15 protein-coding genes are annotated in these 16,308 nt (G+C 66.6%); 7 read left to right on the top strand and 8 right to left on the bottom strand.

The annotated features are described in order from the left end of the window. Positions 1-121 precede the first annotated feature (121 nt). On the bottom strand, positions 122-382 hold the full coding sequence (locus BMZ21_RS29940) for a hypothetical protein (protein ID WP_143079722.1): 261 nt from the start codon (positions 380-382) through the stop codon (positions 122-124). Between BMZ21_RS29940 and BMZ21_RS16275 the strand changes: the two genes are divergently transcribed. Together BMZ21_RS16275 and BMZ21_RS16270 are read left to right on the top strand one after the other, a co-directional pair. Then, on the top strand, positions 369-1,355 hold the full coding sequence (locus tag BMZ21_RS16275; protein WP_091836434.1) for a GlxA family transcriptional regulator: 987 nt from the start codon (positions 369-371) through the stop codon (positions 1,353-1,355). The two genes, BMZ21_RS29940 and BMZ21_RS16275, sit on opposite strands and share 14 nt — an antisense overlap. A 67-nt stretch (positions 1,356-1,422) precedes the next feature. Further along, entirely contained in the window at positions 1,423-3,264 is a 1,842-nt protein-coding gene (locus BMZ21_RS16270) for a putative bifunctional diguanylate cyclase/phosphodiesterase (RefSeq protein ID WP_091836432.1), read from the top strand. An 80-nt stretch (positions 3,265-3,344) separates the two neighbouring features. On the opposite strand, the gene pncB is transcribed toward BMZ21_RS16270, so the two are convergent. The 4 genes from pncB to BMZ21_RS16250 form a co-directional block, all read right to left on the bottom strand. After that, positions 3,345-4,649: a nicotinate phosphoribosyltransferase gene (gene pncB, locus BMZ21_RS16265; protein ID WP_091836430.1), complete on the bottom strand. Its 1,305-nt coding sequence runs from the start codon at positions 4,647-4,649 to the stop codon at positions 3,345-3,347. A 74-nt stretch (positions 4,650-4,723) separates the two neighbouring features. After that, positions 4,724-6,163: a pyruvate kinase gene (pyk, locus tag BMZ21_RS16260; RefSeq protein WP_091836428.1), complete on the bottom strand. Its 1,440-nt coding sequence runs from the start codon at positions 6,161-6,163 to the stop codon at positions 4,724-4,726. A gap of 90 nt (positions 6,164-6,253) precedes the next feature. Next, complete coding sequence (locus BMZ21_RS16255) at positions 6,254-6,691, bottom strand: DUF1036 domain-containing protein (RefSeq protein ID WP_208862298.1); 438 nt, start codon at positions 6,689-6,691, stop codon at positions 6,254-6,256. Next, positions 6,688-8,007: a glycerate kinase type-2 family protein gene (locus BMZ21_RS16250; protein ID WP_425285448.1), complete on the bottom strand. Its 1,320-nt coding sequence runs from the start codon at positions 8,005-8,007 to the stop codon at positions 6,688-6,690. Before BMZ21_RS16250 ends, BMZ21_RS16255 begins: the two co-directional genes overlap by 4 nt. Positions 8,008-8,118: 111 nt before the next feature. Here BMZ21_RS16250 and BMZ21_RS16245 point away from each other — a divergent pair, with 111 nt between their 5' ends. Together BMZ21_RS16245 and BMZ21_RS16240 are read left to right on the top strand one after the other, a co-directional pair. Then, entirely contained in the window at positions 8,119-8,904 is a 786-nt protein-coding gene (locus BMZ21_RS16245) for an N-formylglutamate amidohydrolase (RefSeq protein ID WP_091837117.1), read from the top strand. Between the two features lie 79 nt (positions 8,905-8,983). Then, a complete protein-coding gene (locus tag BMZ21_RS16240; RefSeq protein ID WP_091836424.1) occupies positions 8,984-9,226 on the top strand; it encodes a DUF2312 domain-containing protein in 243 nt (80 codons plus the stop codon). A 180-nt stretch (positions 9,227-9,406) separates the two neighbouring features. On the opposite strand, the gene pcaQ is transcribed toward BMZ21_RS16240, so the two are convergent. Further along, positions 9,407-10,357, bottom strand: a complete 951-nt coding sequence (pcaQ, locus tag BMZ21_RS16235) for a pca operon transcription factor PcaQ (RefSeq protein WP_244543871.1) — start codon at positions 10,355-10,357, stop codon at positions 9,407-9,409. A gap of 171 nt (positions 10,358-10,528) precedes the next feature. On the opposite strand from pcaQ, the gene pcaF reads away from it, so the two are divergent. The 3 genes from pcaF to BMZ21_RS16220 are packed head-to-tail and all read left to right on the top strand — an operon-like array spanning position 10,529 to position 13,155. Beyond that, a complete protein-coding gene (pcaF, locus tag BMZ21_RS16230) occupies positions 10,529-11,737 on the top strand; it encodes a 3-oxoadipyl-CoA thiolase (protein ID WP_091836421.1) in 1,209 nt (402 codons plus the stop codon). A 45-nt stretch (positions 11,738-11,782) separates the two neighbouring features. After that, positions 11,783-12,493, top strand: coding sequence for a CoA transferase subunit A (locus BMZ21_RS16225; RefSeq protein WP_091836419.1), 711 nt, complete (start codon positions 11,783-11,785; stop codon positions 12,491-12,493). Next, a complete protein-coding gene (locus tag BMZ21_RS16220) occupies positions 12,493-13,155 on the top strand; it encodes a 3-oxoacid CoA-transferase subunit B (protein WP_091836417.1) in 663 nt (220 codons plus the stop codon). Before BMZ21_RS16225 ends, BMZ21_RS16220 begins: the two co-directional genes overlap by 1 nt. Positions 13,156-13,264: 109 nt before the next feature. Here BMZ21_RS16220 and BMZ21_RS16215 read toward each other — a convergent pair whose 3' ends face one another. After that, entirely contained in the window at positions 13,265-14,698 is a 1,434-nt protein-coding gene (locus tag BMZ21_RS16215) for an NAD(P)(+) transhydrogenase (Re/Si-specific) subunit beta (RefSeq protein WP_091836415.1), read from the bottom strand. Positions 14,699-14,708: 10 nt separating this feature from the next. After that, on the bottom strand, positions 14,709-16,283 hold the full coding sequence (locus tag BMZ21_RS16210; protein WP_091836414.1) for a Re/Si-specific NAD(P)(+) transhydrogenase subunit alpha: 1,575 nt from the start codon (positions 16,281-16,283) through the stop codon (positions 14,709-14,711). Positions 16,284-16,308 lie beyond the last annotated feature (25 nt).

Genomic DNA, 16,308 nt, shown 5'->3' with positions numbered 1-16,308 from the left:
GCGGGAGTGTTTCTGCATCGCTGCGGCTCCGGCTTGCCGGGCGATCAAGCTCCGCACCGAATTGACCCTGTCCCCGGTCGGCTATGTCGAGCAGAGGCGTTCGGGCCCTCTGCCGTACCCTTCAGAGCATGTGCAGGATTGAGGGCGAGCGCTTAGGATCGCGGCATATGGAATCGTGCGAGGTGGTGATCTGGAGGCGGCGCCGGGGCGGCAGGACGGCGAGCAGTTTCCAGCCTAAGGTGCTGCTCCAGAGGAGCGCCTGATTGTCGCGGGCAGATGCGCCTGGCCGGCGATAGCGGCCGCTCTCACAGGCTGGTGCGGGCTGACCTTCCTGCAGCGTATGCACTCGCCGCCCGAGGAATATCCACATGCGGATCACCATCTTCGTTCCCTCCAACGTTCACTCGCTGGAACTCGCTGGCCTGATGGACGTGTTCGCCGAAGCCAATGCGCGCGCAGCCGAGGCGTTCTACGAGGTCGGTATCGTCGCCGAAGAGGACGGGCCGATCCGGTGCGGCTCGGGACTCAGGGTCCTGCCGGACTCAGATTACCTCAGGAGCCCGAAGGATCCCGATACGCTTCTCATGGCCGGCAGCGTCGGAGTTCCCAGTGCCCCGGGCAGGGACGTCATCGACTGGCTGGCCCGGACGGCTCCGCAGACACGGCGCTACGGCTCGGTCTGCACGGGGGCGTTCCTGCTTGGTGACGCCGGGCTCCTCAGTGGCCGCCACGTGGCGACGCACTGGCAGTATGCGCCGCTCCTGGCCGAGCGATTTCCGGACGCGAAGGTGGACGGTGATCGCGTCTTCGTTCGGGACGGCGCGATGGTCACCTCCGCCGGGTCGAGCGCGGCGATCGATCTCGGCCTTTCGCTGGTCGAGGAGGATCTGGGCCGCGACGTGGCGCTTTATGTCGCCCGTCGCCTGGTCGTGTTCCTGAAGCGGCCGGGGGACCAGTCTCAGTTCAGCATGCATCTGGCGGCCCAAGCCATCGACCGCAGCCGCCTCAACAAGGTCCAGCAGTATATCCTGAGCCATCCGGATGCCGACCTTTCCGTCAACACTCTGGCGCGTATCGCGGCGATGAGTCCGCGCAACTTCACGCGGGTCTTCACGCAGGAGGTGGGAATCGCGCCGTCCGAATATGTCGATCTCACGCGGATCGATGTCGCGCGCTTTCTGCTGGAAGCCAGCCGCCTGCCAATCGAGTCAGTCGCGGCGAAAAGCGGCTTCGGCTCCGCGCGGGCGATGCGCCGCGCCTTTCTCGCTCATATCGGAGCGATGCCCTCAGACTACCGCGAACGATTCCGGACGTCCGGAAACGGGTCGAGACCCACTATGGCCGAAATCGGCTGACGGTTGTCCCGAAACGACCGCGACCCCGGATTGCCCGGCGACAGGCAACCGCGCCATTGCTCGGGTCATGAAAGACTTCAAGGAACTGGAGCTCCCGAAGTTCATGAAGCACGTGCCGAAACCGTTCGGCAATTGCGTGAACTCCGGCTCGGACTCCCTGCTCCGCTCGATCCTGCCGACGCTGGTCGAGGACTTCTCCGATGGTGTGGCTATCGGCCGGATTTCTGAAGGAAGCGGGCCGCTGATCTACGTGAACACGGCCTTTGAACGGCTGACGGGCTATGCGCGGCACGAGACGCTCGGGAAAGATTGTCGCTACCTGCAAGGCAATGAGCGGGAGCAGCCGGAAGTCGCCCGTATAGCAGCGGCCATCAGGGCGGCCGAACCGGTCGACGTCACCTTGCGCAATTACCGGAAGGACGGGTCGGCCTTTTGGAACAGCCTCAGCCTCCGACCATTCACGATCGGCGACGAACTGCTCTATCTTGCCATTCTTCGCGACGTGTCGGCGACGCGCCAGACAGAGATCGCCCTCGATCGCGCCGCTAATCTCGACGTTGCAACAGGATGTCTCAACCGACAGGCTTTCATCGTCGCTGCGGAAAGGCGTTTCGCGACACGCGCCGGCCCGGTCATGATCGTAAAGCTCGACGTGATCGGCTTCCACGACATCAACGCCGGGTACGGCTTCGATGTCGGGGACGCGCTGCTGATGGAAACGGGTCGCCGACTGCGCGAGACCGGCGCTGCTCTCGTCGCCCGCATCGGAGCAAATGAGTTCGCCCTGGCCTTCGAACCGGCGCATGAAGCCAGCGGGCCGCCGATCGTCGCCGAGGTGTGCGCCGCGCTCGCCCCGGACTTCGTCGTTCCCGGAGCAAATGTTTCGCTGCGCTTTGCCGTTGGCTATGCGCTCGGTCAGCCCAATGGCAACGCGATCTCCCTCATCCGAAATGCCGGGGCGGCGCTGCGTGCAGCGAAATCGGCTCCGCTGAGCGGCCCCCGCCAGTTTCAGAGCGAAGATGAGGATGAAGCGCGCAACCGGGTCCAGCTGACCCGCGAGTTAAGGGCTGCTCTCGCAAACGACCAGTTCTTCCATCATTTCCAGCCCCAGATCGACTTGGTGACGGGCGAGTGGGTCGGCGCTGAGGCGCTGATGCGATGGAACCACCCCCTGTTCGGCGTCCTGCCGCCGGGGCGATTCATCGAGGCGGCAGAGCGGATCGGCCTCCTCCTCGATCTCGGCGAGCGCGGTCTTGCTGCCGTCGCCGCCTTTGCAAGCAAGATCAACAAATACAGGGAACGGCCGCTGCGCTTCTCGGTCAACGTGTCCGCCACGGAATTTCTGCACCGCGACATGGCGGAGATCGTGGACCGGGTGATCCGAAAGGCCGGTGTCGAACCGGCCTGGCTGACGCTCGAGATCACCGAAAGCATGTTTCTCAACGACTCGCCCGGCGTGCTGGCGGCGATACACCAGCTGCGGGACCTTGGCGTCGGCCTCTCCGTCGATGACTTCGGGACCGGTTATTCGAACCTGCGTCTGCTCGAGGTATTTCCGGTCACGGAGATCAAGATCGACCGAAGCTTCGTCGCCGAACTAGCTGCCAGTCATTCGCAGATGGTCATCGTCCGGGCCATCATCGATCTCGGTCGCGCCCTCGGTACCGCCGTCGTGGCGGAGGGGGTGGAAACCGAGGCCCAGCGGGCGCTGCTGGCCGGCATGGGATGTCCGATCGGCCAAGGCTATTTGTTCAGTGCTCCCGAGGACAGCGAAAGTTTCGCAGCAAAGCTGCGCCTGGCATCCTCCGACGGAGAGATGAATCGGGCAACGAAGGACGATCGCTTTCGCGCCAAGACGCCGTTCGGCTTCCTGTTGCCTGTGCAGCTTCCACGCGACGCCGATCGCTGACGCCGACTTCTAGGGCCGACCACGAGGCCCTGACGGACCACGATCGCCGACGCGAGCCAGCCGCCGATGAGAGCCAGCGGCTAAACCCTCACAGCCTTCGCCTTCCGATCCGCCCCACCGAACACCCGCAGATACCGCGCGATCTCGGCCGGGTCGCCGGTCGCCTTGTTCGGGTTGTCGGAGAGCTTCACCGCCGGGCGGCCATTGGCGCTGACGACCTTGCAGACCAGCGAGATCGGGTCGAGATCGGGCGTGCCGACCGGCGAGCAGCCGACGAAGTCGTTGGTCAGGTTGGTGCCCCAGCCGAAGCCGGTGCGGACCCGGCCGTGGAAATGCCGGTAGGCCTCCTCGATCGAGTCGATGTCCATGCCGTCGGAGAAGATCAGCAGCTTGCTCCTGGGATCGCGCCCCTGCGACTTCCACCAGGCGATGATCTGCTCGCCGGCCTCGATCGGCGGGGCGCTGTCGGGACGAAAGCCCGTCCAGTCGGCGAGCCAGGACGGGGCATCATCGAGGAAGGCGGTTGTGCCGAAGGCGTCGGGCAGCACGATCAGGAGGTTGCCGCCATAGACCTGGCGCCATTCGTCGAGGACGCGATAGGGCGCGCGTTTCAGCTCCTCGTCGCTGTCGGCGAGCGCGGCCAGCACCATCGGTAATTCATGGGCGTTGGTGCCGATCGCCTCGAGATCGTTCTCCATGGCGAGCAGGACATTGGAGGTGCCGGTGAAGGTCGGGCCCAAGCCCTCCTTCAGCGCCTCGACGCACCAGCGCTGCCAGAGATGGCCGTGGCGGCGGCGCGTGCCGAAATCGGAGATGCGCAGGTCCGGCAGCTTCTTCAGCCGCTCGACCTTGTCCCAGAGCTTCGACTTGGCGCGGGCATAGAGCACGTCGAGCGCAAAGCGATCCCAGGTCTTGAGCGCCTGGCGCGAGCGCAGTTCGTTGACGATGGCGAGCGCCGGGATCTCCCACATCATCGAATGGGTCCAGGGGCCGGCGAAGGTCAGCTCGTACTGGCCGTCGACCTTGCGCAGCTCGTAGTCCGGCAGGCGGAACTCGGCGAGCCAGGCGATGAAGTCCGGCGTGAACATCTGGGTCTTGCCGTAGAAGCTGTTGCCGGCGAGCCAGATCAGCTCCTTCTTGGTGAAGCGCAATTCACGGGCGTGGTCGAGCTGAGCGCGCAGCTCGGCTTCCTCGATCACGTCGGCGAGACGGATCTGTTTGGATCGGTTGATCAGGCCGAAGGTGACCTGCACCTCCGGGTGGAAGCTCCTGATCATCTGCAGCATCAGCAGCTTGTAGAAGTCGGTGTCGAGCAGGCTGCGGATGATCGGGTCGAGCCGCCAGCTGTGATTATAGGTCCGGGTGGCGATGTCGGTGAGGGCCATGGGCGTCGCTGGCTCGCAGAGGCTGACCGCTCAAGCAGTAGAGCAGGGGCGGGCGCAGGGGAATGCCGAGCAGATCACGCCTGCTCGACATGCTCCTTCGCGACGAAGGCGATGCGAACCATGTTGGTCGCGCCCGGCGTGCCGAACGGAACGCCGGCGACGACGATGAGCCGGTCGCCCTCGGCGGCAAAACGCTCGCGTACCGCGAACTTGCAGGCGCGGAAGGCCATGTCGTCGATGTCGCTGGCGTCCTTGGTCACCACGGAGTGGACGCCCCAGACAAGCGTCAGGCGGCGCGCCGTGGCGGCGTTCGGCGTCAGCGCGACGACAGTCGAGTTCGGCCGCTCCCGGGCAATCCGGAGGGCGGTCGAGCCCGAGGAGGTCCAGGCGGCGATCGCCTTGAGATGCAGCGCGTCGGCGATCTCGTGCGCGGCCTTGGCGATGGCGTCGGCGCCGGTCGCCTCCGGCTCGGCCTTCTGCGATTCGAGGATCGAGCGGTAGATCGACTCGCTCTCCACCTCCTCGGCGATGCGGTTCATCATCGCGACCGCCTCGATCGGGTACTGGCCGGCGGCGCTCTCGGCCGAGAGCATGACGGCGTCGGCGCCCTCGAACACCGCTGTCGCGACGTCGGAAACCTCGGCGCGGGTCGGGACCGGCGCGGTGATCATGCTCTCCAGCATCTGGGTCGCGACCACGACCGGCTTGCCCATGCGGCGCGCCATGCGGGTGATGCGCTTCTGGGTGCCCGGCACCTTCTCAATCGGCATCTCGACGCCGAGATCGCCGCGCGCAACCATGATCGCGTCGGAGGCCTCGATGATCTCCTGAAGCCGGAGCACGGCCTGCGGCTTCTCGATCTTGGCAAGCGCCAGCGCCCGGCCCCGGACGATCTTGCGCAGGTCCGCCATGTCCTCCGGCCGCTGCACGAAGGAGAGCGCGATCCAGTCGACACCGGCCTCGGCCGCGGCCTCGGCGTCCGAGCGATCCTTGTCGGTCATGGCAGAGACCGGGATCGTGGTGTCGGGCAGGCTGACGCCCTTGCGCGAGGAGAGGCGGCCGCCGACGACGACCTTGGTCACGGCCTGCTTGGGCGAAGCCTTCTCGACGACGAGGCGGATCTTGCCGTCGTCGAGGATGAGGTGATGGCCGGGCTCCAGCGCCGAGAGGATCTCGGGATGCGGCAGGTGCACGCGCTTGGCTGTGCCGGGCGCCGTGTCGGCGTCGAGGATGAAGCGGGCATCCTTCTCCAGCATGACGCCGCCATCGCCGCCGAACTGGCCGACGCGCAGCTTTGGCCCCTGCAGGTCGGCGAGGATGCCGACCGGGCGGCGGAACTCTTTCTCCAGCCCTCGCAGCATCGCGATCCTTGCCGGCAGGTCCTCGCGCTGAGTGTGGCTCATATTGATGCGGAAGACGTCGACGCCGGCCTTGAACAGGGCAGCGCACATCTCCGAGGTGGACGAGGCCGGCCCCAGCGTGGCGATGATCTTGATCCGCCGTTCCCGCCTCATCGCGTCATTCCCCCTTCAAAAGCCTTCTGGGCCGCTTTCGGCAGCCCTCGCCGATTCAACCGATTAGGGCAAGCGATTTGCTGCGCCGCATCACGGGCGCGGCGCCGCGCCTGCCGTGTCGGTGAGCTGGATCGTCCAGCCCTTCTGCTCGCCGGTGTCGACCTCGAAGAAGCCGGAGCGCTCATAGCCGCGCGCCAGGCAGTCCTCGATGCCGCGGATGGTGAATTCCTTGTTGCGCGTGCACATGACGGATTTGCCGGTCCATTCGCCGCCCTTGTCGTAGTCGACGGCGTGGACATAGTAGAAACGCGCCGCCAGCGTGCCGCGCAGCAGGGTCTCGCAGGCGCGCGGCGCCAGATTCCACCAGCCTTCGGTGATCCAGCCTTGGGCATCGCGATAGCCGAGGGCGATGCCGACGCGGCTGCCCGTCGTGTTGCACATGCGCAGATCGGCCAGCGCCGGGCTGGCGCCGGCCAGGAGCAGCCCTCCGGCCAGCAAAATCGAATGGAGACGTGCGCCTTTGCTCATGAATCGCTTCTTGGATCGATCAGTATCACGCGGCAATCGTTGACGTTGGTCAGGGTCGGGCCGGTCTGCAACAGGTCGCCGAGAGCCGAGAAGAAACCGGTCGAGTCGTTCTGGGCCAGCGATTGGGCGGGAAAGAGGCCGAGGCTGCGGGCGCGCGCCAGCGTCGTCTCGTCGATGACCGCTCCGGCCGGGTCGGTCGCTTCGCCGCCGCCGCCATCGGTGCCGTCGGTGTCGCCGGAGAGCGCGACGATGCCGGGCTCGCCGGCGAGCGCGAGCGCCAGGGCGAGCGCGAATTCCTGGTTCGGCCCGCCACGGCCATTGCCGGCGATGGTGACGGTGAGCTCACCGCCCGAGATCAGCGCGGCGCGGCGGCCGGCGGCCTTGAGTTCCTTCGCCCGGGCGGCCTGGGCGGCAGCGACGTCGCGCGCCTCGCCTTCGAGATCGGGGCCGAGATCGATCGGCTCGTAGCCGGCCTGGGCGGCGGCCTTGACGGCTGCAGCGATGGCGTCGGCCGGGCGGGCGACGATGCGGTATTCGCTGCCGGTAAAGGCGGGATCGCCGGGCTTGGGCGTCTCGCTGGCATCGTCGGCGAGCAGCGCCAGCGCCGCCGGCGGCAGCGACAGCCCGTAGCGGGCGACGATGGCGCGGGCGTCGGCCATCGTGCTCGGATCGGGCACGGTCGGGCCCGAGGCGATCGCGGCAGGATCGTCATGCGGCACGTCGGAGACGGCGAGGGTCAGCAGCCTGCCTGGTGCGGCGGCGAGCGCGAGCCGGCCACCCTTGATGCGCGAGAGACGCTTGCGGACGATGTTCATCTCGCCGATCGGTGCGCCCGAGCGCAGCAGTGCCTTGTTGACCGCCTGCTTCTCGGCGAGCGCGAGCGCGCCGGCGGGCGCGACCCAGTTGGCCGAGCCGCCGCCGGAGAGCAGCACCAGGACGAGATCATCGGCGGTGGCGGACGCAGCGAGTTCGAGCGCCCGCGTCGCGCTGGCGATGCTGCCCTCGTCGGGAACGGGGTGGCCGGCGGCCAGCATCGGGATGTGGCGGGTCTGAGCCTCGTAGCCATGGCGCGCCACGGCATGGCCGAGGAAGCGCTCGGGCGAGAGCTTCAGCGTGTCGAGATAATGCGCCTCCGCCAGCTGCGTCATGCTGCCGGCGGCCTTGCCGGCGGCGAGCAGGATCAGGCGGCCTTGCGGCGGCGGGGGTGGCAGATGCGCGGCGAGCCAGCTGCGCGGATGGGCTCTGTCCACGGCCGCGTCGAAGATCCGGCGGGCGATCCGATGCCGCTCCGCGATTGCGTCCTGCCGCTGCTCCAAGCCGCTTCCTCTTGCGAATCTGCCGTTGGCAATCGACTTTCGTCTCAGCCCCTTCTATGCCGCGTCGGCGTGGGCGTCACCCGCGATTTGATGATGTAGTCCGAGGTCATGATGCGTGCGGACGAGGGCTTGCAGGGCGGTGCTCCGGTGCGGCAACCCGGCGAGGTCGAGGTCATTCCCGGCGATCCGGAGACCGGCATCCTGTTGCTCTGCGACCATGCGACCAACGCGATCCCCCCTGAGCTGAACCTGCTCGGCCTGCCGCCGCAGCAGCTCGAACGCCATATCGCCTACGATATCGGTGCGGCCGAGATGACGCGGGCGATGGCGCAGGCGCTCGGCGCGCCCGCCGTGCTCAGCAATTTCTCGCGCCTGCTGATCGACCCCAATCGCGGCCGCGATGATCCGACGCTGGTGATGCGGATTTCCGACGGCGCGATCGTCCCCGGCAATGCTCGCATCGACGAGGCAGGGATCGCCGAGCGGATCGCGCGCTACTACGCACCCTATGACGCGGCCATCGATGGCGCGATCGAGACGGCGCTTGCCGCCGGCCACCCGCCGGCGGTCGTCTCGCTGCATTCCTTCACGCCGTTCTGGAAGGGCGTGCCGCGGCCCTGGCATGCAGGCGTGCTCTGGGACAGGGAGGGGCGCCTCGCGCAGGCGCTGATCGCGGCGCTGCAGGCGGAGGGCGACCTGATCGTCGGCGACAACGAGCCCTATAATGGCGGCCTGCCAGGCGACACGATCGACCGCCATGCCACGCGCCGGGGCCTCCTCGACGCGCTGATCGAGATCAGGCAGGACCTGATCGGCGAGCCGCATGCGGCTCGCGCGGGGGGCTTGAGGCTGGCGCGGCTTCTGCCGGGAGCGCTGGCTGCGGCACGAGAGATGTGAACACGGCGTCCTTCTTGCTTGACCTTGCCGCCCATCCTTGCGAACCCCTGCGGCCAATTTCCGAAGAAGGGTTTTGAGAATGGACGATCCGGTTGCAGGCGATCAGCTCAAGAGCATCGTGCAGCGCATCGAGCGGCTCGAGGAAGAGAAGAAGACGATCGCCGACGACATCAAGGAGGTCTATGCCGAGGCCAAGGGCAACGGCTACGACGTCAAGGTCCTGCGCAAGGTGATCGCGCTGCGCAAGCGCGACCTCGACGAGCGCAAGGAGGAAGAGGCGATCCTCGACCTTTATCTGCAGGCGGTCGGCGAGAGCGCCTGAGGCTATCGTCAGGGCCTGGCACGCCGCCATCCCCGATGAAGCGAAGCGTAGATCCGGGATCGATCCCTGAGCCTTTCCGATTGAGGTTCCGGACTGGGTCCCGGGTCGGCCTCCGGTCGCGCGGTACGACAAGCTTTTTCGGCTGGAAGTTGCCCTCGAGATCGTTGCGGTCCTGGCTTTTCAGGTGCCTCCCGCGCGCCAGCCGGCGGCGATCTCCCTCAGCGCCGTGATGAAGATCTGGGCCGACAGGGACAGGACGGCGTCGGCGCGCGTCGTCAGGCCGACCGGCCCCAGCGTGTCTTCCGTATGGGCCGGCAAGAGGGCCAGTTGGCCGCTGGCGACGTCCTCGGCGACCACGCCCTCGGAAATGAACCAGATCGCATCGGTCTGCCGGAGATAGCCGCGGGCGAAGGCGTCCGAGACGGTCTCGATCACGCCCGAGCGCGGCTGGATCGAATTGGCGATCATATAACGTTCGACCGTCGAGCTGATCACCGATCCCGGCGGTGGCATCAGCAGCTGATAGTCCGCGATCGCGGCAAGGGCGAACGCCTCCGCTTGCAGCAGGGGATGTTCCGGCCGGACGACCAGCCCGATCCGCTCGGAATAGAGGTGCTCGAAGGTGAAGCCCGTCATCGTCTCCGGCGCGGCCATGCGGCCGATGACGAGATCGAGGTCGCCGAGCCGCAGCTGCGCCATGAGCACGTCGTTCGCCCCGGTCACGACCCGTGGTCTCAGGCGTTCATAGCGTCGCGTCACATGGGCGATGGCGGCCGGCAGGATCCTGGCCGAGGCCGTCGGCAGGGCCCCGACGGTGAAGGCATGCTCCGGCGACATCTCGTCGCCGCCAACCATGCGCATGCCCTGCTTCAGCGCCGTGACGCTGGCGCTGGCATAGCGCAGGAAGATTTCGCCGGCGCCGGTGAGCAGCATGGTCCGGCGATTGGGTTCGAACAAGGCGGCCCCCAGGAGCTCTTCGAGCTCCTGCACGGTCTTGGAGATCGCGGGCTGGCTGACATGGAGCACCGATGCCGCCTTGACGACGCTCTTCAGCCGCGCGACCTCGATGAAGCAACGGAGATGGCGAAACTTGATGCGCCGATCCATTGTCGACAGGAGCGACTCGGCCATGGCTCGATAACCTCACGGTTATTATCGTGGGCAGTGATTTCATTTAACATAAGAGTTTGGCTGCTGCATATTCCGCCGCAAGCAAGCGTCGGCAGTCGGGGCGAAAGATAATTTGCATCCGCCGCATCCGGCGGCGCATGGAATTCGAGGAAACAGCAAGGGTCCTTCCGCATGAGCGAAGCCTTCATCTGCGCCTATGTCCGCACGCCGATCGGCCGTTTCGGCGGCTCTCTCTCTTCGGTGCGGGCGGACGATCTCGGCGCCGTGCCGCTGAAGGCCCTGATCGAGCGCAACCCAGGCGTCGATTTCGGCGCCGTCGACGACGTGATCTTCGGCTGTGCCAACCAGGCGGGCGAGGACAACCGCAATGTCGCGCGCATGTCGCTGCTGCTCGCCGGCCTGCCCAAGGAGGTGCCAGGCACGACGATGAACCGGCTCTGCGGCTCAGGGATGGATGCGGTCATCGCCGCAGCGCGCGCGATCAAGGCCGGCGAGGCCGAACTGATGATCGCCGGTGGCGTCGAGAGCATGTCGCGGGCGCCGTTCGTGATGCCCAAGGCCGACAGCGCCTTCTCGCGCCATGCCGAGATCCACGACACCACCATCGGCTGGCGCTTCGTCAATCCGCTGATGAAGGCACAGTACGGCATCGATTCCATGCCGGAGACCGGCGAGAACGTCGCGGCCGACTGCAAGATCAGCCGGGCCGACCAGGATGCCTTCGCCCTGCGCTCGCAGCTCAAGGCGGTCGCGGCCCAGCAGAATGGTCGTCTCGGCAAGGAAATCGTTCCGGTCGTCATCCCGCAGCGCAAGGGTGATCCAATCAGCGTCGAGAGCGACGAGCATCCGCGCGGCGACACCACGCTGGAGAAGCTCGCCAAGTTGCCGACCCCCTTCCGGAAGGAAGGCGGCACGGTCACCGCCGGCAACGCCTCGGGCGTCAACGATGGCGCGGCGGCGCTGATCGTCGCTTCCGAGAAGGCTGCGGCGAAATACGGCCTGACCCCGCTGGCGCGCGTCGTTGGCGGTGCCACCGGCGGTGTCGCGCCGCGCGTGATGGGCCTCGGGCCGATCCCGGCGACGCGAAAGCTGTGCGAGCGGCTGGGCATCAAGCCTGGCGATTTCGACATCGTCGAGCTCAACGAAGCCTTCGCCAGCCAGGGCATTGCCGTGCTGCGCGAGCTCGGCATCGCGGAAGACGGGGACTTCGTGAACCCGAATGGCGGGGCGATCGCGCTAGGCCATCCGCTTGGCATGTCGGGCGCCCGCATCGCCGGCACGGCCGCGCTGGAGCTGTCGCTCACCGGCAAGCGCCGCGCACTCGCCACCATGTGCATCGGTGTCGGCCAGGGCATCGCCATCGGACTCGAACGCGCCTGACGGCAAGCTGCCAACGCAATCCAATGACAACGGGAGTGAAATTGAATGACGCAGAAGGTCTATGACAGTCCGGCGGCGGCCCTGGACGGGCTGCTGTTCGACGGGATGACGATCATGTCGGGCGGCTTCGGCCTGTCGGGCAACCCGGAGAGCTTGATCCCGCAGATCCGCGATTCCGGCGTGAAGAACCTCACCGTGATCTCGAACAATGCCGGCGCCGACGGCTTCGGCCTGTGGATGCTGCTGCAGACCCGGCAGATCAAGAAGATGATTGCGTCCTATGTCGGCGAGAACAAGCTGTTCGAGCAGCAATACCTCTCCGGCGAGCTCGAACTGGAGCTCAACCCGCAGGGCACTTTGGCAGAGCGCATCCGCGCCGGCGGCGCCGGCATCCCGGCCTTCTACACCCGTACCGGCGTCGGCACGGTCGTCGCCGAGGGCAAGCCGGTCGAGGAATTCGAGGGCCAGCTCTATGTACGCGAGACCTGGCTGCGGGCCGATCTCGCCATCGTCAAGGCCTGGAAGGCCGACACGGCCGGCAACCTCATCTACCGGCGCACCGCGCGCAACTTCAACCCGAACATGGCGACCGCCGGCAAGGTCACCGTCGCCGAGGTCGAGGAGATCGTGCCGGTCGGTTCGCTCGATCCGGAAGCGATCCATACCCCCGGCATCTATGTCGACCGGTTGATCAAGAGCACGATCAACGAGAAGAAGATCGAGAAGCTCACCGAGCGCAAGAGGGAGACCGCCTGATGGCCTGGACCCGTGAACAGGTGGCCGCCCGCGCCGCCAAGGAGCTGCAGGACGGCTTCTACGTCAATCTCGGCATCGGCATTCCGACGCTGGTGGCGAACTACATTCCGGACGGCGTCGACGTCACGCTCCAGTCCGAGAACGGCCTGCTCGGCATCGGTCCCTTCCCCTATGAGGGCGAGGCCGATCCCGACCTGATCAATGCCGGCAAGCAGACGATCACGATCCTGCCGAGCTCGAGCTTCTTTTCCTCGGCCGATAGCTTCGCGATGATCCGCGGCGGCCATATCGACCTGACCATCCTCGGCGCCATGGAAGTGGCTGCCAATGGCGACATCGCCAACTGGACCATCCCCGGCAAGATGGTGAAGGGCATGGGCGGTGCGATGGACCTCGTCGCTGGCGTCAAGAAGGTGATCGTGGTGATGGATCACGCCAACAAGGCGGGCGAATCCAAGGTGCTGGAGCGTTGCTCGCTGCCGCTGACCGGCGCCGGCGTGGTCGACCTGATCATCACCGATCTCTGTGTCATGGCCTGCGACAAGGCCAAGGGTGGCGGGCTGACCCTGATCGAGCTCGCGCCCGACGTCACGCTCGACGAGGTCAAGGCCAAGACGGCCGCGCCGTTCACCGTAGCGCCGGAGCTGGCGAAGGCCGCCTGAACGGCACCTTCGCGCAAGAAGAAAGCCCGCCCGGCGATATCGCCGGGCGGGCTTTTCCGTTTCTGCCGGGGCGCTCCCGGGTCTGCCGCTCGGCGAATGGCCTGTGCGATCAGGCGATCTTGGGCAGGAGTTCGTCGAGGCTCTTCTTGGCGTCGCCGTAGAACATCCGCGTGTTCTCCTTGTAGAAGAGCGGGTTCTCGATGCCGGAATAGCCCGTGCCCTGGCCGCGCTTGGAGACGAAGACCTGCTTCGCTTTCCAGACCTCGAGCACCGGCATGCCGGCGATCGGCGAGTTCGGGTCCTCCTGCGCCGCCGGATTGACGATGTCGTTCGAGCCGATGACGATCGCGACGTCGGTGTTCGGGAAGTCCTCGTTGATCTCGTCCATCTCCAGGACGATGTCGTAGGGCACTTTCGCCTCGGCGAGCAGCACGTTCATATGGCCCGGCAGGCGCCCCGCCACCGGGTGGATGGCGAAGCGCACCTCCTTGCCGGCGGCGCGCAGCTTGCGGGTCAGCTCCGACACCGATTGCTGCGCCTGCGCCACCGCCATGCCGTAGCCCGGCACGATGATGACGCTGTCGGCGTCGTTCAGCGCGGTGGCGACGCCGTCGACGTCGATCGCGATCTGCTCGCCCTCGATCGCCTGCGCCGGTCCGGTGGTGTTGCCGAAGCCGCCGAGGATGACCGAGATGAAGGAGCGGTTCATCGCCTTGCACATGATGTAGCTGAGGATCGCGCCTGACGAACCCACCAGCGCGCCGACCACGATCAGCAGGTCGTTGCCGAGCGTGAAGCCGATCGCCGCTGCCGCCCAGCCGGAATAGCTGTTCAGCATCGAGACCACGACCGGCATGTCGGCGCCGCCGATGCCCATGATCAGATGGTAGCCGATGAAGAAGGCGAGCAGCGTCATCAGGAAGAGGGCCCAGAAGCCTGCTCCTTGGACGTAGAGGATCAGCAGCAGCAGCGAGAGCGCAGCGGCCCCGGCGTTGAGCATATGGCCACCGGGCAGCTTCTTGGCCTTGCCGTCGACCTTTCCGGCGAGCTTGCCGAAGGCGATGATCGAGCCGGTGAAGGTGACCGCGCCGATGAAGACGCCGAGGAAGACCTCGACCTTCAGGATCGAGATCTCGACCCCGGTCTTATGCGCCAGCACGCCGGCAAAGCCGGTCAGCGCCTCGCGGGCCACCGCATCGAGCTTCATCACCGAGGCGAGCTCGATATGGGCGTTGAAGCCGATGAGGACGGCGGCCAGGCCGACGAAGGAGTGCAGAGCCGCGACCAGCTGCGGCATTTCCGTCATCTGCACCTTCATCGCCACCTGCCAGCCGATCGCCGCGGCGATGGCGAACATGACGATGACGAGCCAGAGCTTGCCGCTGCCCGGCCCGAAGACCGTGGCGATGACGGCGAGCGCCATCCCGACGATGCCGTACCAGACTGCGCGCTTGGCGCTTTCCTGGTTCGAGAGCCCGCCGAGAGAGAGGATGAACAGGATGGCGGCGGAGATGTAGGCCGCAGAAACGATACCGATGCTCACTGCGGCCCCCTCAGGACTTCTGGAACATGGCGAGCATCCGGCGCGTGACCAGGAAGCCGCCGACGATGTTGATGGAGGCGATCAGCACCGAGATCATCGCCAGGAAAGTGACGAGCCAGCTGGACGAGCCGATCTGCAGCAGTGCACCGAGCACGATGATGCCGGAGATCGCGTTGGTGACGGCCATCAGCGGCGTGTGCAGCGAATGCGACACGTTCCAGATCACCTGGAAGCCGACGAAGCAGGCGAGGGCGAAGACGATGAAGTGGCTCATGAAGCTCACCGGCGCATAGGCGCCGACGATCAGCATCAGCACGGTGCCGACGCCGAGCAGCATCAGCTGCGACTGGGTCTGCGCCTTGAAGGCGGCGGCTTCCTTGGCCCGCTTCTCCTCCGGGGTCAGCTCCTTGGCCTTCTCCTTCGGCTTCTGGGCCGCGATCGCGGCGACCTTGGGCGGCGGCGGCGGGAAGGTGATGGCGCCTTCGAAGGTCACCGTCGCGCCGCGGATGACGTCGTCCTCCATGTTGTGGACGGGCTTGCCGTCCTTGGCCGGCGTCAGGTCCGTCATCATGTGGCGGATGTTGGTGGCGTAGAGCGTCGAGGACTGGGCCGCCATCCGGCTCGGGAAGTCGGTGTAGCCGACGATCGTGACGCCATTCGGCGTGACGATCTTCTCGTCCGGCTTGGTCAGCTCGCAATTGCCGCCGCGCTCGGCGGCGAGATCGACGATGACCGAGCCGGGCTTCATCGCCTCGACCATGTCGGCGGTCCATAGCACCGGCGCATCGCGGCCGGGGATCAGCGCCGTGGTGATGACGATGTCGATCTGGGGAGCGAGCTCGCGGAACTTCTTGAGCTGGGCCTCCCTGAACTCGGGGCTGGAGGGCGCGGCATAGCCGCCGGTCGCGGCGCCATCCTGCTGCTGGCCCTTGAAGTCGAGATAGACGAACTCAGCGCCCATCGATTCGATCTGCTCGGCGACTTCCGGGCGGACGTCGAAGGCATAGGTGATGGCGCCGAGCGAGGTCGCGGTGCCGATGGCGGCAAGACCCGCAACGCCCGCACCGACCACCAGCACCTTGGCCGGCGGCACCTTGCCGGCGGCCGTGATCTGGCCGGTGAAGAAGCGGCCGAAATTGTTGCCGGCCTCGATCACGGCGCGATAGCCGGCGATGTTGGCCATGGACGAGAGCGCGTCCATCTTCTGGGCGCGCGAGATGCGCGGTACCATGTCCATGGCGATGACGTTAGCGTCCTTGCCCTTGCAGAACTCCAGCAGCTCCTTGTTCTGCGCCGGATAGAAGAACGAGATCAGCGTCTTGCCGGCCTTCAGCCGCTCGGCTTCCGCGGTCTCGGGCGGGCGCACCTTGGCGATGATGTCGGCCTCGTCCCAGAGCGCCGCGGCGCTCTCGACCACCGTCACGCCGGCGGCCCGGTAGGCGTCATCGGTGAAGCCGGCGGCGAGACCCGCTCCGGTCTCGATGAGGCAGTCATAGCCAAGCTTCTGCAGTTGCTGGGCGCTGTCGGGCGTCATGGCGACGCGCGCCTCACCCGCGAAGAGTTCCTTAGGCGAACCGATCTTCACTACGCTCCCCCTCCTGCTTTGAGCC

Source organism: Allobosea lupini (genome assembly GCF_900109525.1).
In the GTDB taxonomy this organism is placed as follows: Bacteria; Pseudomonadota; Alphaproteobacteria; order Rhizobiales; family Beijerinckiaceae; genus Allobosea; species Allobosea lupini.
The sequence above is the reverse complement of the archived record's forward strand: the minus strand, read 5'-3'. Positions and strand labels throughout refer to the sequence as shown.